The sequence below is a fragment of the Alloprevotella sp. Lung230 genome (assembly GCF_014385435.1).
GTDB lineage: Bacteria > Bacteroidota > Bacteroidia > Bacteroidales > Bacteroidaceae > Alloprevotella.
The window spans coordinates 47742-71130 of record NZ_JACSUD010000013.1 but is presented as its reverse complement, the minus strand read 5'-3'; the positions used below and the strand labels follow the sequence as shown (position 1 = coordinate 71130).

9 protein-coding genes, 1 tRNA gene and 1 pseudogene are annotated in these 23389 nt (G+C 50.3%); 6 read left to right on the top strand and 5 right to left on the bottom strand.

Annotated features, from left to right (window positions below; translation table 11 throughout):
* On the bottom strand, positions 1-2502 hold a 2502-nt coding region (locus tag H8527_RS07715; RefSeq protein ID WP_187547074.1), incomplete at its 3' end, for a PD-(D/E)XK nuclease family protein.
* Positions 2503-2676: 174 nt separating this feature from the next.
* Between H8527_RS07715 and galE the strand changes: the two genes are divergently transcribed.
* The 6 genes from galE to H8527_RS07685 all read left to right on the top strand — a co-directional run bounded on the left by galE (position 2677) and on the right by H8527_RS07685 (position 16222).
* Positions 2677-3717, top strand: a complete 1041-nt coding sequence (galE, locus tag H8527_RS07710; RefSeq protein WP_187547072.1) for a UDP-glucose 4-epimerase GalE — start codon at positions 2677-2679, stop codon at positions 3715-3717.
* Positions 3718-3881: 164 nt separating this feature from the next.
* Entirely contained in the window at positions 3882-5060 is a 1179-nt protein-coding gene (gene nspC, locus H8527_RS07705) for a carboxynorspermidine decarboxylase (RefSeq protein WP_187547070.1), read from the top strand.
* A 208-nt stretch (positions 5061-5268) separates the two neighbouring features.
* Positions 5269-7368 carry an ATP-dependent DNA helicase RecG gene (recG, locus tag H8527_RS07700; protein WP_187547069.1) on the top strand — a complete coding sequence of 700 codons (2100 nt, stop codon included), beginning with the start codon at positions 5269-5271 and terminating at the stop codon, positions 7366-7368.
* A gap of 319 nt (positions 7369-7687) precedes the next feature.
* Positions 7688-7775 (top strand) — tRNA-Ser (locus H8527_RS07695).
* A 509-nt stretch (positions 7776-8284) separates the two neighbouring features.
* Positions 8285-15496, top strand: a complete 7212-nt coding sequence (locus tag H8527_RS07690; RefSeq protein WP_187547067.1) for a collagen binding domain-containing protein — start codon at positions 8285-8287, stop codon at positions 15494-15496.
* 111 nt (positions 15497-15607) lie between these two features.
* Complete coding sequence (locus H8527_RS07685; RefSeq protein WP_187547066.1) at positions 15608-16222, top strand: hypothetical protein; 615 nt, start codon at positions 15608-15610, stop codon at positions 16220-16222.
* A gap of 251 nt (positions 16223-16473) precedes the next feature.
* On the opposite strand, the pseudogene H8527_RS07680 reads toward H8527_RS07685, so the two are convergent.
* The 4 genes and pseudogenes from H8527_RS07680 to H8527_RS07665 form a co-directional block, all read right to left on the bottom strand.
* Positions 16474-17097 (bottom strand): annotated as a pseudogene (locus tag H8527_RS07680) (IS30 family transposase); the annotation flags it as partial.
* Positions 17067-17192, bottom strand: a complete 126-nt coding sequence (locus H8527_RS07675) for a hypothetical protein (RefSeq protein WP_255498551.1) — start codon at positions 17190-17192, stop codon at positions 17067-17069. The pseudogene H8527_RS07680 and the gene H8527_RS07675, both read right to left, overlap by 31 nt.
* A gap of 53 nt (positions 17193-17245) precedes the next feature.
* Positions 17246-20179 (bottom strand): outer membrane beta-barrel protein, encoded by a 2934-nt coding sequence (locus H8527_RS07670; RefSeq protein ID WP_187547063.1) that lies wholly within the window; start codon positions 20177-20179, stop codon positions 17246-17248.
* A 444-nt stretch (positions 20180-20623) separates the two neighbouring features.
* Positions 20624-23185, bottom strand: a complete 2562-nt coding sequence (locus H8527_RS07665; RefSeq protein ID WP_187547061.1) for a mechanosensitive ion channel domain-containing protein — start codon at positions 23183-23185, stop codon at positions 20624-20626.
* Positions 23186-23389: the final 204 nt, after the last annotated feature.

Below are 23389 nucleotides of genomic sequence, written 5' to 3'. Positions count from 1 at the left end.
GATGAGGGCGTAGATGAAAGTCTGCATCATATAGTGCTTGTGCTCGAGTCCTCGATGGTCGAAGAGATCGCGGACGATGCTGGTGGTCTCTGTCTTCCCCCCCGTTTTGTAGTCGACAATGCGGAGGAGGGAGCGGCCGTCTTCTTCCACCACATCAAGGCGGTCGATGAAGCCGCCGATTTCGATGGCTTCGGCCGGCACACCTTCTGGCAGGGGTAGGTGCAGCGAAACGTGGTGTTCGAGCCCGAGCACGCGGAGGTCGCCGTGTGTGCCATCGTAGAGGAGGAGGGAGCGCAGGAACATCATCACCACATTGCTTTCGAGCAAGGGGGCAGTGGGCTGTTGAAGGCCTTCGTCCTCAGCCACTTGTCGATAGGCTTGTTCCACGTAGGCTTTGAGGCGTGGGGTGTTGGCGGCAAGGGCTTTGAGTTTACTGAGGTCGATGCGTTTTCCCTGCAGAAACAAGTCACTCGTGGTTTTTGATAAGGGGCCATTCGGGGGCTGTAAAAGCGCGGCATCTTTGTAGATGTTTTCTGCCGCAGTGTGGAAGATGAGCCCTAAGATGTTCGGCTGAATTTCATCCTCGTCGGGCTTGGCTTCTTTGATGCGCTGCACGTATTTATAGAAGAATTGCAACTCGCAGCGCAGATAGGTGTTGAGTGCCGAGGGAGAGATTTGCAGCACGGGAGCATCGCCGGAATCAGCGGTGGGGCGGGAGAGGATTTGGAGAAGGTGGTCTGGTTTAGCTGCCGGCTGTGGATGGCGCACCATCGTTTCTTGTTGGCCGGTGAGCACCTTGTGGGTGATGGGGAGGTGGTGGTCGATGAGGAGTTGTGTCATGAAGCGCGACATTTCGCCTTGCACCAGTCCTTCGGACGAAGAGTTGTAGAGCAGGCGGACGCGCTTGGCGCGCTGGATGAGACGGTAGAAATAGTAGGCATAGACAGCGGTGCGGCGCTCGGGTGTGGTGAGTCCGAAGGCTTTGCGCAGGAGGTACGGAATGAACGATGTGTCGTTGCTCGTTTGAGGCAGTGTGCCTTCATTGACCGAGAGGAGAATCAGGCTTTCGAAGTCCAGGCAACGCGTTTCGAGCACGCCCATCACTTGCAGTCCCACCGCCGGTTCGCCTTGGAAGGGGATGGTACTTTGTCGCACAATCTGTCGCACGATGCGGCGCAGAGCGGTGGGGCCTATTTGCAAACGACCGCTTTCGGCGATGAGCAACAGTCGGTTGAGGAGGGTGGACATGAGGTAGAACGCCTCGGAGTGGAGCACCATTTCAAACTCCTCGGTCGAGAAGCCCGAGGCTTGCACATAGGCACCGGCCGCGGTGTTGACGCGGTGGATGAGGTCGATGAGCATCTGCTCGGTGGTGAGGGGCGTGGTGTGTTGCTCGAAATCCGAAAGGCGGTCCTCCACCATCGTGGCCACCTCGGTGTGGCCGAGGGGAAAACCTTTAGTGATGTTCACCTCGCGAACGTTCTCAGGGAGGGCGTGGAGGAGCGGCTGCAACAGATTTTCGTTGCAAAGCACCACAGCGGTGCGCTTGGGGTCGGGGGTGAGGTAGGCTTCGAGCCAAGGCCCCACGCTCTGTGCCTGCGCCACTTCGGTCGAAGCCGCCACCATCTCGATGTGCTCAATGTGGCGTAGATTGTCAAAGTGTTCCGGTGGCAGGCTGTTGGGAAATTTGAGGAGGTTCTCGCGCAGGAAAAGTCCGGCTTCAAAGGGCACGTCCTGATTGGCTGTGCCGAGGTAGAACGTGTCGTAGTCCCAGTAGAAAAGCGCCTTTTGCTGTTTTTTCAAGAGGGTGAACAGCTGTTCCTCCACCTTGTCCAAGACGTTGAAGCCCACAAAGGCGTAGTAGTCCACGTAGGAGTCGAGAGGGATACGCTCTTGCTTCAAGTCCTCCACCACACGGCGGAAGAGCGCCCCCTCGTAGGCCAAACCTTCGGCCGCCAGTTCGGCATTGAGCTGCTGATAGAGGGGCAGGAGGTTGTGCCAGATTTGGAGGAAGTTCTTGCGGATTTCGCTTTCTTGATGGGTGTCAAAGTCGGCAAAGAAAGTGCGCAGCACCTCTTTCTGTTCGTCGGTTAAGAAGGCATTGGGGTCTTCCAGGGCCTTGAGGTCGCTGAGGTTTTGAAACAAGGCTTTGGCATCGGCCATGTTCTTGTCGAGGTCGTCGAAATCCGCCAAAATGCGCTCGGCCCATCCGTAGAAAACGTCGAGCGATGGCGCCCCCTCCACTCGCTCGGTGTAGCATCGGTAGAGACGGCACACCGTGTCGATGGGGTCATTGACCACAAGAGGCGAAAAGCTGTGGAAGAGGTCGCTGATGGTGAGATAGCGCGGTGCCCAAATGGGGGCGGTGTCGGTGTCGCCGAGCAGATAGTCGTTGATGAAGAGTTCTGCACGCTTGTTGGGAAACACCACCACCACGCGGCTTAAGTCGGCACCAAACTTCTGTCGCAAATCTTGGGCGACAAGTTGAAGAAAAGCAGGCATCAGGCAGGAGATAATAGATGAAAAGACGCACAAAAATACAACATTTCGAGAGGAAGGGCAAAGATTGAAATGAGTTTTCCGAAAAAGCACGAAAAAAAGAAGTGCCAAGGAGTTGAAACAAAAATAAATTAGTAACTTCGCCACGTAATCTCAACAACAAACTCTATCTCCATTATGAAAAAGACCATCTTGGTGACTGGTGGTACGGGCTTCATTGGTTCGCACACCACAGTCGAACTTCAAACAGCCGGCTATGACGTGGTTATCGTCGACAACTTGAGCAATTCAAAGGCCGATGTGATTGACGGCATCGCAAAAATCACGGGCGTACGTCCCGCTTTTGAACAAGTGGATTGCTGCGACTACGCAGCGTTGGAAGGTGTGTTTCAAAAGTATCCCGGCATTGAAGGAATCATCCACTTTGCGGCTTCAAAGGCCGTGGGTGAGTCGGTCGAAAAGCCCTTGATGTACTATCGCAACAATCTCACGAGCCTCATCAATATCCTCGAACTGATGCCCAAGTACAACGTCAAGGGCATCATCTTCTCCTCCTCCTGCACCGTCTATGGTCAGCCCGACCCCGAGTGGCTTCCCGTCAGTGAAGCCGCTCCTATAAAGAAGGCCGAATCGCCTTATGGCAACACGAAGCAGGTGAACGAGGAAATCATCCAAGACTTCGTAAAGAGCGGTGCCAACATCTCCGCCATCATCCTGCGCTACTTCAATCCCATCGGCGCCCACCCCACAGCTCTCATCGGCGAAGTGCCCAACGGAGCGCCTGCCAACCTCATCCCCTACCTCACCCAGACGGCCATCGGTATCCGCGAGCAGCTCGCTGTGTTTGGTGATGACTACAACACCCCCGACGGATCTTGCATTCGCGACTTCATCTACGTGGTTGATCTCGCCAAGGCCCACGTGGCTGCAATGGCCCGAATCGTTGAGGGCAAGAATGCCGAACCGGTCGAAGTGTTCAATGTCGGCACCGGCAATGGTGTGAGCGTGTTTGAACTCATCAACACGTTTGAAAAGTGCACTGGTGTGAAACTCAACTACAAAGTGGCTCCCCGTCGCGCCGGCGACATCGAAAAGGTGTGGGGCAATGTCGACAAGGCCAATCAAGTGTTGGGCTGGAAGGCTGTTCACACGCTCGAAGACTCCTTGACCACGGCTTGGAAGTGGCAACAGAAATTGCGCGAAGACGGCATCATGTAGTCTGCCGGACTCATCGCGACCACTGAACCATCGCAACAACAAGGTGCCGAACCTGCGGAGAAATGACTGTGGGTTCGACACCTTTTTTCTTTCTCAAAGTGAGCATTGGCTGGTTTTACCTTAATTTCCTTTGCTCCCCCTCCCTCTCAAAAACTTACCGCCCTATGACCTACCCTGATGCTCCCTCTCCTGCCTATATTCTTGAAGAAATCCGCCTGCGTCGCAATCTGACCCTCATCAAAAGTATTGCCGAGCGTGCCGGTGTGGAGTTTATCTTGGCCTTCAAAGCCTACGCCCTCTGGAAGACCTTCCCCATCTTCCGTGAATACATCAGCCACACCACGGCTTCCTCTCCCTACGAAGCCCGCTTGGCATTGGAGGAGTTTGGCAGCCGTGCCCACACCTATACTCCGGCTTACGAAGAGGGGACTTTTCCCGAGATATTGCGCTGCTCGGAGGTCGTGACGTTCAATTCGCTCACACAATATGAACGTTTCTATCCTCAGGTGCGTGCCTGGAACGAGCGCCATGGCGATTCGGAGCAGGTGGACTGTGGTCTGCGTGTCAATCCTGAGTATTCCGAAATCGAAACCGCACTCTACGATCCCTGTGCACCCGGCTCTCGTTTTGGACTTCTATCTGACCAAATGCCGGAAGTGCTCCCCGAGGGCATACGCGGTTTTCACATTCATTGCCACTGCGAGAGCAGCAGTTATGCGCTGGAGCATACGCTGGAACACGTGGAGGCTAAATTCGGGCGTTGGCTCGACCAGCTCGAATGGATCAATTTCGGTGGAGGACATCTGGTGACGCGCGCGGACTACGATGTGCCGCACCTCATCGACCTACTCAAAGGTTTTCGTGCCCGTCATCCCCGCCTCAAAGTGGTGCTCGAACCAGGTAGTGCTTTTGCTTGGCAAACTGGGACGCTGGTGGCTCAGGTGGTGGACATCGTAGAAAATGCAGGTATCAAGACGGCACTTTTCAACGCCTCCTTCACCTGCCATATGCCGGACTGCCTCGAAATGCCCTATCATCCCACCATCCGCCATGCCGAAACCCTCAACGACGGGCGGGAGCGTGGGCTCGAAACCGCTCCCAATGTCTATCGCCTTGGGGGCAACAGTTGCTTGAGCGGCGACTATATGGGCTACTGGCGCTTCGAGGAGCCGCTGCATGTGGGGAGCGAAATCGTGTTTGAAGACATGATACACTACACCACCGTGAAGACCAACATGTTCAACGGCATCCATCATCCGGCTTTGTGCCTGCTCCATGCAGACGGCACGCTCGAAATGCTGCGCGAATATCGCTACGAAGACTATCGTGACCGCATGGATTGAACTCGCTGCTAATGTAGCGTTCCCAACCTCCCTAAAAATGAGGTATCTCAGTCCCCTCAAATTACCTCAGAGGTAGTTTTTTCTATCTCTGAGATAAAAAAATCTATCTCTGAGATAAATTTTTCTATCTCTGAGTTATTCCTTTCGGCCTCTTTACCTGCATCTTCCAAAGATACGAGTTTTTAGAAGGAGAAACAATGTGCCTGTCATGACTTCTTATCTCGATCAAGACATCACCTACCTCAAAGGCGTCGGCCCCAATCGTGCAAAACTGCTCAACGCAGAGTTGGGCATTCGCACCATTGGCGACCTGCTGCACACCTATCCCTTCCGCCACGAAGATCGGACAAAAATTCACCGCATCTGCGATTTGACGGAAGGAATGCAAAACATCCAGTTGCGTGGACGCATCGTCAGTATTACCAAGCAAGGCGAAGGCCCCAAACGGAGATTGGTGGCCAGTTTCACGGACGGCACAGGCTATGTGCAGTTGGTATGGTTCCGTGTGTCGAAACATTTGGAGACGATGTACAAGGTCGATGTCGACTATCAAGTGTTTGGCGAACCCAAGCCTTTCGGACACTATTTTTCCATCGCTCATCCCGAGATGGAGGAGTTGGCAAAGGTCATCAATCGTCCTTTGCTGCGCATGCAGCCGGTCTATCACTCGACAGAACGCCTGGATCGTGCGAAAATCACCTCCAAACTCATCAACGAACTGGTGGCCAATGCTTTCGAAAAACTGCCAACGGCTTTGCCCGAAGTCTTTCCTCCGGCACTGTTGCAAGAACACCACCTTGTGTCGCACCATCAGGCTATCCGCGACATTCATTTCTCGCAAAATGCACAGGCCGTGGCTGATGCCAAGCACCGATTGAAGTTTGAAGAACTCTTTTTTCTGCAACTCTCCATCCTGCAATACAATCGGCAGCGCAAGGTCGACTATGAAGGATGGCTGTTTCCGCGTGTCGGTCGGCTTTTCAATGACTTCTACGCTCATCATCTGCCTTTCTCACTGACCGAAGCGCAAAAGCGAGTGATTAAAGAGGTGCACGCTGACCTGCGCAGCGGACGACAGATGAACCGCCTCTTGCAGGGCGATGTAGGCTCGGGCAAGACGATGGTGGCTACTTTGGTTGCGCTTCTGGCACTCGACAATGGATTTCAAGCCTGCATCATGGCGCCTACCGAAATTTTGGCCGAACAGCATTATAAAGGGATTTCTGCTCAATTGGAGCCGCTCGGTCTCCGTGTCGAACTCCTCACGGGCACTGTCAAAGGCAAGCGCCGCAAGGCGGTGTTGGAGGGAATTGCCCGAGGCGAGGTGCAGATCGTTGTAGGCACACATGCCCTGATTGAGCCTACTGTCACCTTCCTCAACCTCGGTCTGGTGGTCATTGACGAGCAACACCGCTTCGGAGTTAAGCAGCGCGCAGCATTGTGGGCTAAAAACACGCGTCCTCCACACATTTTGGTCATGACGGCCACGCCCATTCCACGCACCTTGGCCATGACGGTCTATGGTGACTTGGATGTGAGCGTCATCGACCAACTTCCTCCCGGCCGAAAACCCATCGAAACGCGCCACTACCGCACTTCGCAGCGCCACCTGCTGCACCAACTCATTGATGCCGAATTGCGCAAAGGGCGTCAAGCCTATTTCGTCTATCCTCTCATTGATGAAAACGAAAAATTGGATCTCTTGGCGCTCGAGCAGGGTTATGAAGCTGTGCGCAAAGCTTTCCACGAATGGAAAGTCGGACGTGTGCATGGCAAGATGAAACCTATCGAAAAGGAGGAGGCAATGCGTGAATTTTCGACCTACGAAACTCAAATCTTAGTGTCTACCACCGTCATTGAGGTGGGGGTCAACGTGCCCAATGCTTCGGTTATGGTGATCGAAAATGCCGAGCGCTTCGGGCTGGCCCAGTTGCACCAACTCCGCGGTAGAGTGGGGCGTGGAGCAGAACAAAGCTACTGCATCCTCGTGACCAAGGACAATCTGGCCGAGACCACCCGGCAGCGTATGGAGATTATGGTCGAAACGACTGATGGATTTGTCATTGCCGAGGCCGATATGAAATTCCGTGGCCCCGGCGACTTGGACGGAACTGCGCAAAGCGGACTGCCTTTTGACTTGAAAATAGCCCATCTTGTGGGCGACACCGCCCTCATGGCGGAGGCTCGAGAAGCAGCGGCGCGCATTTTGGAAACCGATGCCACTCGGCAAACTCCGCAATACGCCCCAATCTGGAGAGAACTCAATCGTCTTCGGCAGGAACAACAGAACTACTCTTCAATTTCTTAGACTACTCAACCATTTCTTAGGGTTACGACGGATAGTTTCGGGTCGACTATCGGGTGATGAAAGGCCTCAATTCTAATCTTTTTCCTCGCAATTCCTCAGAAAATGTAGGTTCGGCTCGTTTTTTCTTGAGTAAACCTCTGTCATTTGCAAAAAAAGTAGTATCTTTGCACCGCATTTCGGAAATCCTCCATCCGCTTTTGAAAGCTTTTTGTCAAAAAAGAACATGCTCAATGAGACTCCCACTACTCTCTGTTGGGTCTTGGATTTTCTCCGTTGCTTTGGGAGGGTGGCCACTCCATCCGACCATATCTTCACCTTTGGAGAGGTGCTCGAGTGGTTGAAGAGGCACGCCTGGAAAGCGTGTAAACGTCAAAAGCGTTTCGGGGGTTCGAATCCCCCTCTCTCCGCTGGAAGTCTTGTAAATCAATGATTTACAAGACTTTTGTTTTTTTTCTGTAATCAAGATAGGCTTATCTTTTACTTAGTAGGGATTACTTGGCTCAGATTGGAAGCTTGGAAGAAGGACAAATGAAAAATATGGAAAGTTACGCACTCCTCTTGTGAGTAAAGACATGTAAGAGGTCAGTATTCCCTATATGTCTTTTTTTATCAGTAATGCTTATATTTACATCGTCCTTTCTTGTTTTGTGTTTATTGTGTAAGGTCTATGTTGCAAAATTCGGAGGGTAGATTTTTCTTTGTTTGATTTCTCTCCTAAATTTTTCATTTGTCGTAAAAGTTGTTTACTTTTACGATCCAAATATGACCATAAATGGCATAAGACTTTCATGCTCATTGGAACATATGTGTAAGTTTGAATACTTGTATACGATATGTCTCTGTTGGTTTTGTAATAGCGCTTCTCATCCAGATTGATAATTTATCCAATTATACTTTCTCTCAATACATTATTATTATGCTTCATTTCCTACACTTGTTTTTCAGCCACCACTGTCGGCGAATAAGTTGGCTGTTGGCGCTATGGCTGATGTTGCTTTTTGTTTCGCTTGGTGCGAGGGCACAAGACTGCCCAAGCCTGGTGGAAAGTGATTTTGACATCAGCTACCTTGCCGGCAATGCTGATTGCAACACACGTCCGGCCGTAAAGCTTGCCTACAAGGGGCATGTAGCCGGTTTCACTCAGTTTTATGTCGAGTTTTCCAGTGACGGACTGCATTGGAAAAACAAGCAGTTTTTTCAGATTGACCAGGTGGGCTACATTGTCTTGAAAGACTTTGCCGATGGCGATGTCGTCAAGATGCGCTTAGCCGGTCAGTGCTCCAGCAGCAAGGTGGAGCGTCCATGGTTTGAAGTGACTTTGCCCACAATCGGACAAAAGCCCACTTCGGATTTCAAAATCATGTCTACGGCCACTCCCGGTGGAGGTTGTGGGGGGGCTGCCGGTATCATCACTGTGCGTGAGGCTGGTGTTCACCAAAGTGGACAGGTCTCTTATGCGCTTTTTCGCAAGAGTGATGGAGAAAAACTTGTAGACTGGAAAACGAGAGGTAACCAAGGTGACTTCTATTGGGACTTTGCCAATCTTGCTGCGGGCGACTATGTCGTCAAAGCCAAAGTTGTACCCTCGTGTGCCATTGCCACACCTGGTGCCGGTTGGGATGCAGACGAAAATGCCTACATCTTTGAAACCGACGTGACTGTGCCCAAGACAGCGCTCCGTACGTCTACGACTCCGGTCCTCGGCACAGCTTTGGGCAAGGTACGACTGATACCTTCACGTACCGATGGAGCGACGTCTATCACCTACACCCTTACCAACCGAACGGGCACACCGGCATTGCACAAAACACTCGTGCTCACCACAATGCCTTTCGAAACTGTCATCGAAGGTATTCCTGTCGGTGACTACACTGCAAAGGCCACCCTTGATTGTGGAGCAGAAGCAACTTCGGATTTCACTGTTTCTTCTTTGCCTTTGGGAACATTGGCGGCTTCGGTGGCCCGAAAGCCTTATCCCACTTGTGCAAAAGGTGCTATCAAAGGCAATATTTCCGGCACCTTGCCCCAAGGTGTCAGCGTGACTTATACGCTTACCGAGGGAGGAACACCCATTGCCACCAAAACCGGAACTAGCGAAGTGAAGTTTGAAAACCTTCCTGCCGGCAATTACACCCTCACTGCCGATTGGGCAGGACAACACGAGACGCAGAACATCAAGTTGGAGAATGGAAAGTTGGGACAGCTGAGTATGAGTACTATGTCTACCGAACCCTCCTTTTGCTCTCCAACGATGCAAATGAACTTTTCTTTAGGCTATGGAGATTACGAAGAGGACTTGACGCTTGATTTTTATGCCGAAGGTCAGCTCATACGCTCTATAGACTGGCCAAAAGATCAACGCGATTTTAGTATCCCCGGCCTTCCTATCGCCAACTATTCCGCAACGCTATCTTTGTGTGGAGCAGAAACGAAGAGCAGTTGGAACGTCAGGAGCAATCGATATTATCAAGTTTGGGGTGAAGAGGATCGGAAAAATAATTACGACCCACGATTTGAATATGGAAAGACGTCTTCCGGAGGATATCCTATAATCAGGGAAATTCCCCCTAATGTAGTGCTGGAAAAAAATCCTTTCATCCCTGTTGTCATCGCTAGGGATGATAGTGTGGACTATTGTACCAATGAAGTGCCCATCGAAATTCATTGGCTGACGTACAATGTTTTTGAGAAGACCTTCAAAGGGGGGACTTATGAACTCTATCGTAATGGTGTGCTGCTGAAGACGGCACTCATCCCGAATGTCCAACGCCTCATCTCGCCCGATGTGACGTCTAAATACATCCGTCGGAATGTGCCTATTTATGCTGGTAATTTCAATATCACGGATTTTATTACCAACCCACATAGTTGGACAAACCGAATAGAAGCTACAGGACTATGGTATAACACTGACGCCTCCTTTACAACGATTATGACCAATGGTGGTCCCGGGGACTATGAACTCCGTATAGTGCCTTCTTGTGGAATGCCTACACAGACTTTTAAATTCAAAATAAGAGATCATACTCCTCTGCTTTACAAGGCAGAGTTGAGCAAGTTGTCATATAGTGGTGATGTATTTCCTAGTGATTGTGCCGGCGATAATGCTGGTACGCTTGTTGTACAGTTAAGAGGGTCAATGCGCGAACATTCCTACCAAATTACCATCAAGCGAAATGGCACAGTTGTTGAATCTCGAGTTGAAAAATTCAAAGGCGACGGTCAAACAGGAGGCTATTATGCACTTAATATAAGGAATGCCGCTGTAGGAGTCTATGATATCGAAATCTACCCTCTTTGTCTCCCAACCTTGAAGAAGACGCTTCGCTTTTCAACGGGAGGACCTTTTGCTACAACTTCTGTCGCAGTAACCTCTGGATGTGGAAATCTAGGAACAATCCGTGTCAATCAGCTGCGACGTACTACTAAAAAGTTTGAGCGTGTCGAACTTTACAATTCGTCGAATGTACTACTGGACACACGGATTAGTGATGGAAGTTATAGCCCGAGCGGATTTGCAAATCTTTCTCCCGGCACATACACGGTGAAGTATGCTTATGCCACTTATTGTGCCCGTTACGACACAACGATGACGGTAGTGGTGCCTAGTGCCTTCGAGGAAAATACACTGCAAGTGCAAGATTCTATCGCTGTGAGTGCCTGCCAACTTTCTTCGCTTCAATGGAATGCTCCTAATATGGAGCTTGCAGGAGGATATACTTATAAGTTAGAAGCCTTGGATGGTTCTTATTCAAAGATCATTTCCGGTGTGGAAAGTGGGAAGACTGCTGAATTTAAGGATTACTTCAACCCCGGGAAGTATCGTCTCACAATGAATAGTAGTTGTGGTACATTGAGTAAAGAGTTTAAGGTCTACTATTATAGTGGAAGCAATAATAAGTATCGTACGATTAGCTATACTTGGACTGAACAGAAGTATCCTTTTTTCGGGTGCAATAATGGGACATTGAGTGGTAAGGCTAAATGGTCTACATGCGAAAGCACACCGCTCACGGGCAAGGTAGAGTATCGTTTGGTGAAAGTCCAATACTCTTATGTCTATGACGTTAATTATGGACAACGACAGAAAGTGCATTCTGTGCAAACGGTGGCTTCGTTTGTTTCTCCGACAATGACGGATACCTTTACGTTCACCAACCTTCCTCCACTGGAGAATACACAACAAGGAGGGATGCAAACAGTATATAATATCTATGCCTACCTAAATGATGTACCCCAGCAAGATGAAACCTTGGTCAATAACACTCAAGTCTCTTTGGGCACCATTCAGCGAGATGGCTATAGTCTTCGAACCGATGATATTACTCCCGAAAAGCCGTATGTAGGTAATGGCGTTGTGGTGAAGTTGAGTCTCAGTCAGGGTAGTAGCTCTTATTATGCCTACCCCACAGCGCCGGTCAACTATCGATTGTATAACCAACAAGGAATTCTTGTCGCGCAACAGCAGGTCATCGGTACCCAGACTCCGGTCACTTTCTCCGGATTGGACATCAATACCGCTTACACAGCTGTGGCCGGTGTCGTATCGACTTGTGGAGAACTGACCAATAGCACCTCTTTCAGTACCGGACGTCCCTCGCCTAAAATACGCGTAGAGATGACGCACAGTGGTTGTGATGGAGGTCACAAACTGAAGATGTGGCTGGAGAATGCCGAACAGATGGACAGTGTGCGTTGGAGAGTGGACAACCTCTCACAGCGCATCATGACGGCAAAGCCTAATTTTACTTACGAAATGACGGTCAATGCAGGCTCTTACTACATCACAGCAACGGCATGGAAAGGGGATGACGATGAGTTTGTGATGAATTCATATGCCTATTTCCCTGACAACTATCATACGATGAATTATAGTTACTCCGGGGCACAGAGTTCCGGCCCAAACCAGTATTATACTGCGATACCGCCTTGCAGCAACAAGGGGTTCATTCCTTTGACCATTTCCAGCGGTGCACCCAGTAAACGCAGAGTGCGGGCAAATGGCGTGGAGCTGACGGAGTTCGAACCTGGAAAGTGGGGCGGCAATCTCACCGCGGGATACTATGGCCTGCAGATTGAAGATGGTTGTCAAAGCAGATACGATAACTTCACGATTTACAATAAGCGTGGCTGGCAATTCTATGGTGCTCCTGGCCGACGACTGGCAGAGGATTGTTCCGGACGTTATGAAGTCTACTATAGTCTCAATAACGCGGGATACCTTCCTTCTGGGGTTTACAATGTAGACGAACCTTTGGAAAACTTTGAAGTGGCCATAGAGCCATTGGGCACCCTTGAGGCTGATGCTACTCACTGGGAAAAAGCTACAAATAATAGCACTGGGCATAACGTGCCTTTCAACCCTTACGCCGGCTATGAACTCTTTCTGCGGCATAAAGACTTGCCTACTTGCGCTTCTACAAAAGCACATCAAACAGTGCCTGCTGCTACGGAACCGGTAGAAGCAAAAAACGATTGGAGTCTATATAGTACTTCTAATGCCATCGATCATTGTGAAGATGAAACCTCTAATTACTATATTGATCGAAGTAGTTGGTCACGTCACAAGTGCAAAAAATTCACTTTCGTCTATGTGAATGCTTCTACCAGTCCTGAAACAGAGCTTTGGCGACGAACATTTTCTTACAAAGAATTTCAGTCTGCTGATAAATTCCTTTATCAGAAGGCAGAAATCAACTATCGTCTGGATATCTATGATGAAGACGGTACGCTCGAAAAGAGCCTTTCCATCCCTGTATTCCATGCAAAAAACATGGCACCTGAGCCCGGGGTTTATATACATGAAGATGGTAATTCTTGGTGGAGGACCGCCACCAAGAGTTTTACGAATTGTGCTCGCCAGTATATGCGTTATTACTTCGCTAAAATTCAATATTATAGTAAATGCCCGGAATACGGTCATTTGGAGATTTTTGATGGCCCTACCAAAGTGTTGGACCGTCCGATGTTTAATCAGTATAATTGGTTTCCTGAATATGACTTCACGATGGGAAAAACCTATAAGTTTGTCTACACAAGTGCTGTCAATCCTGCCTCCAACAATACATTTGATTGGACGGTAAAAGACATCGTGGTCAAAAACTTCAAGGCCTTGCAGGTGCCCTTGCCGAAACCTATGGATTGTAATCCTATGGACATTAGAGAGAGGGATCAGTCCGTGAGAGCCCCTCGCGCTTTCTTTGTGACGACCGATCCTCCAACGGCCTACTGGCATTGGAACTGGAAGAAGGTAAGGATTATCGATGGAAAGTCTCATGTGACTTACGAACGTCAGAAAACATTCTCTCAACCGAATGAAGACCTGAGTGGGGTTGTTGAAGAGAGTGGGCATACTAATGTTCCACTTTTCCAGAAGAGCCGAACGGGAGGTCCTTACGGAAATGGAGAGTATGAATATGGGCGATATGCTTTTGTGGCCGGAAAAGGTTTCAATGGTGAATGGACGGCCTACTATCCCGATGGAAAGGTGTCTCCGGTGAATGGGTTTGACCTCCATGATGGTACGCATAGTGTGGAACTCACCGATGCCTGCGGTAAGGTCTATAACTTCACCTACCAAACCGAACCCGACATGTGGATTGACCATGCCACGATAGATTGGACTGAAGATGCACAGTGCGATGGTAGTGTGAGGATGACACCCGGCACTACCGTTACCTATCAAGAGCATAAGTACAAAGCACCCTATACCGTGACGACCACGAAGACTGTCCCCATCAAACGATGGTCGCAACGAAACCAGTGGTGGAATGAAACGTATTACACTCCGGGAGAGAGCATAGACTATCCAAGTGGCTACAACTGGAATAATCCCCACTATGGGGGAGGCTATGATCCCGGCTGGAATTATAACAACCATGGAGGTTATCTTGGTCCCGACAGTTTGTACCATCCTTACTATCCCGAGACAACGGTCTACTTCGACTTCAACGACGGAGAAAAGACGTGCGAAAAGTCGCTCCGTGTGGAAGGCTTCTATCGTCGAGCCGGATGGCCCACACTCTTCTCCATCGACGACTACAACACCACTTCCTTCTTCTGTGATCAAGATAAGAAGGGCTACGCCTATGTCTTTGTGCGTGGCGGCATGGCGCCTTATACCGTGTCGATGAATGGGCAGACGCAGACCGCGACGGATAACACGCCCGCCAGCTTTGTCATCACCCCGGCTAATGAAGGGCAGACGCTCGACTATACCGTCACGGACAAGTGTGGGCAGTACACCCTGCGAGGCACACTCACCCTCTACTCCTTTGCCGAAATGGGGCGCAAAATCAAAGCGAAACAGGAAATCTGTGAAGGAGAGACGGTGAAACTCTCCGTGCCGTACTACCACAACGGCACCTACAAGTGGCGGCGACCGAATGGGACCTACGCCAACACTCGTGAGATTGATGTCTTTGGCAATGCTGCCGGAGCCGGTAAGTATCAAATCACCATCACCATCCCTCCGTGTGGCGGACAGCTCTATCGCGAGATTATGGTGTCGCTCTCCAAGGTGAATGAAACCACCGTGCACAAGGAAATCACCCTTTGTGCCGGCGAACGGGCCAAAATCGACCTGCCTGCTGCCACGGTGACCTCGGGTGGAACGACCACAACGCCGCGCTACAGTTGGGAGTACTCCTACGACAAAACCAACTGGCAGACGATAGCGTCGGCCAACGGCGAAGACCTCGACTATGTGCCGACCAATGCTGGAACCCTCTACATCCGCCGCAAGTCGTCCTCCGACCGTTGCGCCGGCTACAGCGCCATCTCTACGCTCAACGTGACGCCTGGATTTGTGCAAAACATCAGTACCGACGAACTCACACTCACAATCAAGGGCAAGAATCCTTACACCGTGACGGCCGGTGTGCTGACGGGCAGCGGGACGCGCACCTACAAGTGGTATCGCAGCACGGACAAAAACACGTGGACCGAGGTGGGCAACGAGGCCACCTATCGCGAGACCAACCGCCCGAAGGGCAAACGCGTGCTCTACTACTACCGCACCGTCGATGGCGGGGGCTGCCACGTGGAAAGCCCCATCATCACCGTCTACCTGAAAGGTGGACATGCCGCCCGTGTCAATCCGCACCTGCGTCTGCGTGTCTCTCAATAGTCGCTTCCATCGGAGGGCTGCCCAGCGCATCACGGCTCTTGGGCTGCTCCTGCCGAGGGAAACTCATTTCACTCCATCTCTCATCATCCTCTCAAATCTCTCATCACAACAATGAAACGTTATCTATTCGGCCTCTTGACCGGCCTGCTTCTCCCTCTGACTGCTTTGGCGCAAACCGAACGTGTCGGTGTCAACACCCGAACGCCCACCGAAGACATGGACGTGAAGGGAAGTCTACGCATCCAAACCCTCCCCAAGAAGGGCGAGGGCATCACCACCAACTCCTCCGGCAACTATGATTCCGGGAAGGGAAACCTCTATGCTCCCGACCGTGTGCTCGTGGCCAACCAGCACGGGGTGGTGGGTATGATGAACGCTGTCTGGCCGCTCTTCTTCTACATGCCCAGCATCGTTCTGCCCACCGACACGAGCGACCCGGCCTATCTGGGCACGGCCTTCGAAATCGACTTGTATCAGAAGTACTATGACCAATTCACTCCTTCTCCCATTCCATCCGCCTATACGGCTCGGAATCCTAGTGCTACAACTCCTTTACCCGTTGTTGCAAGAGGGGATTTGGACTACTTCGTGACCTACTATGACAATGCTGTCTTCAGCAATGTTCAGGTGGACGACACGGGCAGACTGCGCTACTCTTTGGTCAATCCCTCTTCGCCGGATGTGACGGAAAAGACATTTATGAACGTTGTGTTCCGCCGTAAATAAGTCGGAAATTAGGAAATCCGATCTTTCAGTCATGGCTGTTGCTGACGTATTGATGCTGTCGTCTGAGAAGCGACATTAGTGTGAGAGGCATCAAGAGCGTGGCCGGCCATGGCTTTTTGTGGGGAATAAATGGAGCCACCCTCACAGCGGTAAAGCTGTGAGGGTGGTCTCTTGTTATAGAATGACTCGTTCTGAAAACTTTCACAAATGCAGACGAATTAAATCCGTAGAGTCAACCGGCAAGTGCAAAATTAAGCTATTCTTTTGAAGAACTCTGCTTTTGGTGTCTCAAACTTTAATTTTTTCCTGGGTCTGCTGTTGATTTTCTTTTGTATGCTCGCAATCTTTTTATCTGTAACTTCATCGAAGTTGGTGTGCTTTGGAATATACTGTCTGATGAGTTTATTTGTATTTTCTATCGCCCCCTTTTGCCATGAGGCATAAGGATCGGCGAAATAGACGCCCGCTCCCAAATATTTCGTAATCAGCTTGTGTGCCGCAAATTCAGGACCATTGTCAGTGGTAATGGTCTTGATGTGTTTCTTGTAGGGCAGAAGCAGACGTCTGACCTCCTTGGCCAATGGCTCTGCTTTCTTCTCATGAGCAAGTTTGGTCATGAAGAGCATGTTTGTGGAACGCTCCACGATCGTGAGTATGGCGTGGTTGTCTCCATCCACAATCAAATCCATCTCAAAATCCCCAAAGCGTTTTCCGTCCGCCTGCTCGGGACGCGAGTGAATGCTCGTTCTATCAGCTATGGAGAAAGGCTTGCGTTTGGGGCGGCGCCTATATTTGAGCTTGTGACGGGTGTGGCGCGTCAATTCTCCGCTTGCATCAGCATGAATCATGTTGTAGATGCTTTGATGTGATACTTCCTAATGCCACCTACACTAACTCCCTCTCTTGTTAAATGAGAGAAAGAGCGCAGATATGCCAATGGATATTTCTTTCCGAAATGAGAGGCAACCATTTGTATGCATGCTGGACCACAGTCCATCTGATCAAATTGTCGGGAAAACTTCATTATTGTTTCTTCTTGGGCATAATGTGAAAGCGATATTGCATCCCGAGCATCACGTAGTGAGGCAGGGCGTTAATCCACGTTTCGGTGCGGCCTTGGCCATTGATGCTGTATTGCAGGTTGCTGATTTGCGAGAGCATATCAATGGCGGTGAGCTTGACTACCAAGTTGCCACGCATCAATAGTTTGGAGAGCGAGGCGTTCCACACCCAGTGGGTCGTGTTGAGCGTAGCATCATTGTAGCCACGACGAGCGTAGAAGTTCATATCGGTGCCAACCTCCCAATCGTGAGGCAAACGGACGAGGGCGTTGGTCTTGACGCTGTAGTCGATGGCATCAGTGGATGGGAAGTTGCGCAGTTCCGAGCGGCTGCGCAGCCAAGCGACGCGGCCTTCCAGTCCTACGCGGTTTTTGCCAAACTGGTAAGTCAAGCCTAAATGCTGCGAGAGGGTGAGGTTGCGCACCACAGAGCGTTCCATAGTCTCTGTATCCGTAGAGAAGTCTGCAGAATTGAGGTAGTAGGCTGCACTCGTGCCTTGCAGCTGGAAGGCCTCCTTCTTGCCCAAAGGCGTGGAGTACTGCAGCGAGGCATTGGCATTCCAGTTTCCATCAATGTTCTGCGGCGTCCACTTGGTTATGCCCGTGTTGCGTTGGTATTGACGTGCGTAGGCAATGGCGCGATCCGTGCGTCCGTATCCCGTGCTGAAAGAGATATTGCTGTGCGTGCTGTGGTGTTGATAGGAGTAATATCCATTGACGCTGTGCGATAGTGAGCGGCGCAGGTTGGGATTGTTGGCGTAGATGTTGGTCGGGTCGCTATCGTTCACTGTCGGCAGCAGATAGTAGATGCTAGGGATGCCCTCGGAGAAAGCATAACTTACCTTGGCTTCCTTCGTACTAATATCAGTCTTGTAGCTATATCGGAGCGAGAGCGCAGGAGAGAACTCATGTGCCCATCGAATGAGAGTGGTGTCTAACTGGTGCTTCAGATAGTGCAATGACTCACGACGTACATTGCTCGCCAATTTGAGATTGACATCGTATCGTCTTTCTACGTTGATGTCGGGCTGATACACATAATCCATTTCCACTCCTGGGGAATAGGTGTCTCGTGTATAAACGGAATGTACACTATTATTCAAATCTTGTTGCAATACCTCAGGACGAATGGCAGAAGGAGGTAAGAGCGCGGTCATCGCTCCATTGGCAAGTTGTTCGCGTAACTTCCAATAGTTGTCGTCTTGCTTATTGTATTGGCGACCATAAGTGGCACGGAATTGTACGATTCCATAGTGTCCATTTTGAGGATTATAAGGCATAAAAGAGAGAGAGTATGCAGCTCCTCCATTGATGTTGTAGGAGGTGGATGCCCCATCCTGACGTTGGCTGAGACGATCGCCCGTGCCATTGGCATGCGTCTGAAAGTCAGAAAAACGATGCGTTGCCATGAGTGGTCGGTCTGTGTTGTGTCTGTACTCTCCGTTCACTCCAACCTCGAGGTTATCACCCCAGTCGGGGAACGAAATAGTAGCCCCACCATTCAGCCTTCCAATGAACCATCCTGAGCGACCTTCTTTCTCTTGATTAGTACTATTGAGCAGATGTTGTGCCAGTGAAGAGCGTAGGCCAAGGGGAGAGTAGAGGGAGTCAAGGGATGCCAATCGGTAGTTTTCATGGATATTAGCCTTGAAGCTTGCTGTGCGCAAGAGAGAAGTGTAGTCATTGCGCAGATAGTCAATGGAGGGAGCAAGCTGAAGATACATCTGTTCTCCAAAGTGTTGCAGCGTGTGCGAAGAAATCAAGTGAAATTTCTTGTCAGTCTGCTGTGAGAGTGTACGTCCAAACACGTTGCCACTGGTATAGTAGTTCACACTACTTGTATGTTTTTCGGTGTGCACATCTTCGTGGGTGAGCATCACGTTGCCAAACATCTTGGTCTTCCTCACCTTATAGAGATAGTCAAGACCACCCATCTTGAGGTTGAGCAAACCGTCTTGAGGCCATCCTCCTCCCCATTGTCCAGAGGCATTGCCAGCCTGCGTATCTTTGATATTATTGATGTTGACAAAAGCCGCCAGCCGCAGGCGGTCGGAGTATCCCAAACCGAAAGCCTTGCCCAAATAGCGATCGGAGGGTACACCATAGTGAGCTTCAGCATTGCCCATCCAGCCTGTGGAGAAGGCTTTCTTGAGTTGAACGTCCATCACCATATGTTCGTCTTCGTTCGGTAGCTTCTTTCCACTTGTTGCGCGACGGCGAAGGTAGGCATCATTGGCTGCGCGGTCGTAGACCTTGATATTCTTCACGGTGTAAGCAGGTAGATTTTCCAAAGCTACCTTTGGTGTACCAGCGAAGAAGTCCTCTCCATTGATCATTAGGCTCTCAATATGCTTGCCGTTCACTTTGATTTGTCCGTTTTTGAGTTCTGCACCAGGGAGCTGTGCCACCAGCGCATCAAGCATCGAACCATTGGCCAACTCAAAAGCCGCAGCGTCGTAGACCAATGTATCGCCACGCATCACCATTTTAATGTGCGTAGCTTTCACTAGAGCCTCTCCCAGCTTGTAATCTTTGGCTTTGCTCATGTGGATTGTACCGATGCCCAAAGCTGAATAGCGGCGTGTGCGCACCAGAAATTGTTTCTCTGTATTTTGAAAGCCCTCTTTACTTATTCGCAGTGTATACCGCCCTGGTTTATATTCAAACTCCAAAGAGTGCACACCGCTATTGGCTTCGTGAATAGCAAACTCTTGAAATGGCACCGCAATGCTGTCTTGGAAGAAAAGCGCGAACTTGGGTTGCATAATCACTTCCTCTGTTACCACCTGTCTGAGTTCAAAAGTAACGAGTGCTTTCTGCTGTGCATAACTGCTGCTAACGATGAGCCACATCAACAAAAGAATGATGGGAGCTGCAAAAAGTCTTTTATGTTCCATTGTTTATGATTGTATTATTAAGGTTGTAAGAGGAATTACACTTCTTGATCGATGTTTTCAATTTAAGGAGTTTGAGATTGCACTTATCTTTGGTCAAGTTCATTGAAAAATTCCCTACCAATCAGGTTCCGCGCACTAACAATGCTATAGAGTCTCTCAATTCTGTATTGAAGATGAGATTGCGTATTCATCGTGGACTTTCGATAGAAAAGAGAGAACTGCTTATCGGAAACATATTAGGGGCTTTCAACCCCGATAAACACTAAGGATTTGAGCTATTCTAGGAGTACATTTGACCATTAAATGAAAAAGAGAGCATTTATGACCTCTTTCAGGAGTACATTTGACCATTAAGCCAAGTTTTCAGAATGGGTTATTCTATACAAAACCTTACCCTCACAGCAAGTAAGGCTGTGAGGGTGGAGGGCTTGATCATATGAGTTTTTAGCGCATGTGCACATCAACTTGCGGGAAGGGGATTTCGACGTCATGCTGGTTCAGCGTATTGTAGATAATCTCACGAGCACGAGCGAGGAAGGCTGCACGTTGCTCAACGAGCACCCAGCATACAACGATAAGGTCGACGCTGCTGGCACCAAAATCGGAGAAGGAAACACCGATAGAGGTACCCGGTTTGAAGAGGGTACGACCATCGGGCAGAATTTCGTTGAGCGGAGTGAGAGCGTTGATCACCAAGGAGCGGACTTGCTGCACATCGCTACCGTAGCCTACGCCAAGAGGAATCTTTGCCAACTCATAGGCATTGTCACGAGTGAGGTTTTTGAAGTTTTTGTTGAAGAGTTGAGTGTTGAGGAAGGCAATGACGGAACCATCAAAGGTGCTGATTTGGGTGCTTTGATAGGAAATGCTTTCCACGCGACCACGGATGCCGTCGCACTCGATAAAGTCACCCACGCGCACACGACCTGCCATCAGAGAAATACCATAGAAGAAGTTTTCCAAAAGATCCTTCATCGCAAAACCCATACCCGTGGCCAATCCTGCCGTAACGACTCCGATGCCCGATTTCGGCACTTGCAGCAGAAAGAGTGCGTAGAGGATGTAGGCGCCCCAAACGAGGATGGCAATGACGTTGTTGGCAAGGGTAAAGTTGTATTGATAGGAAGGGAGTTTACCCCGCATCCGCGTGACGTGCTGATAGAAAGAACGAAGGGCGTAGTTGAGATAAGAGAATACGAACCAGAAAGCAATGACAAAACTGATTTTATGGAGGGAGAGCTGTAGGACTCCGGGCTGGTCGATGAAGTTGTAGGAGAAGGACATACGCACCACATCGGTCATTTCAAACACTCCTGCGGCATACCATACGCTGAGGAAAACCGAGCCTACAGCGAGAACAGGAATAATGGTACGATTGACAAAATCATAGGCCCAGGTGCGGGTGATGTAGCCGCCTTGTTTAGCCCATTGCAGGAGGGAGGCTTCGTCCATTCCTTCACGTTCTTCGGGGGTCAGGGATTGGAGGAGCTTGGGCAGTACTTTCGAATGTTCGTAGCGGGAAAGGAGATGGTAGAGGGCGTTGATGGTTTGCAGGGCGGCGAGTTGGAACATCCACCACACCATGAGTTGGACGGCCATAAGAACAAAGCCGACCCATGCCATCACAGTGGCTGCACACATGGCCAACATTGAGGCCGAGGCATAGAGAATATCGCTTGTGGGTACACTGCCTTTGGGCAACCGCAGGGTGCGCACCTGCCAAAAGGCGAAGAGCAGGAGGAGAGGTGGGTAGATGAGGTTGATGACCACATTGGGGATGAACAGTACACGAAAGGCCACCACGATGAAGGCCATCAGCACAAAGGGCAGATAGAGATGCAACCCCTTTCCGATTTGTGCCCCATTGAGGCGTACCAACAACGAAGCCACGATGGCCAAAGCCAGCCAAGCGATGTTGGTCATCAAGGTCATGGCCATCAGTGTGAAACCTTGGTCGGTGAAAAGGCGTACCACAAAGATGGAGAGGGCAAAGAAGAGGAGACCGAGGGCGGTGAAATAGGTGCGTCGTTTGTCGGTAAAATCGTGTGGCAACCACCGCCGTGGTGCAAAGCGAAGCAGGGCCGCGGCCAGTCCGATGGAGAGAAGCACGTAGGCCAGAACAAAGAGGAGCATAAACACCACCACAGGGCCGCGCCATTCGCTGTAAGTCGAGGGTAGATGATCGAGGGCGGAGTACTTTTGTTTGAGATCGGCACGGGCGATGGAAACCACCTCGGGCAGGTTGCGCAAGATGTTCAGATAGTTGTCGCCGCCGTTGAGGAAAATGTTGTGCTGAAGGTTGCGATAGCGCGCCATGGCATAGGCGTTGAGGGATTCGACTTTCGCTTTGACAGCCAAATAATAGACACGGTCGCTTTTAAGGCTGCTCTGTACACGCGCCAAACTGGTATGTAGGTCGCGCACCAACCGCAGACAAACTGCACGATCGCGCTGTTGTTCCGGTGTGAGGGTGTAGGCTTCGGAGAGGGCATTGATGTCGCGTTTGAGACGGCGTGTTTGTGCCGCAGTCAAGCTGAGACTGTCTACCGCCTCCTTTACTGTCTCGGCCGATTGAGTTGCCTGACGTCGGTTGAGCGTCGGGGGTAGTTCCTCAAGCGAACGAATGAGCTGTGCATATCGTTGGGTTTCGGTGGTGAGTTGCGCCTGCACCTGGTCGAAAGGTAAAAGATTATCGTTGAGCAGTCGATAGAGGTCGGTGGCCTGCCGGCAGGCGTAGGAGAGGTCGAAAGTGTGGTCGTCCTTTTGCGAATAGAGCATCAAGGCGATTTGTTCGGAGCGCTGCATATAGCCGACTAGTGCTTTGTGCTGGGAGCGGCTTTGTGCTTTGAGGCGCGCTACATAGGCTTTCTTTTCGGGATAGTTCTGTTCGAGCTCGGCACGAAGCACACCAAGGGTGCGTGCCAAATCGCGCTCACGGAGCACAGCCGATGTGGGCAGAGCAAACAAGAGGACGAGTAGGAGAGAAAGGAGTTTACGTGGGGACATATCAATACCAATTACCGGCTTCTTGAGTAAATCAAGGTGAGATTCGAGAAAAGTTTTATGCGAATTTGTCGTATTCTGTGTGATGATGAGTGCTTTGTTTTAGTCCTCGCCTTGAAGGGGCATTACCATCAAGTTAATTGCCCTAAGAGTTACGAAAATTTACCTCAGAGGTAAAAAAAATTATCTCTGAGGTAGAAAATTTTA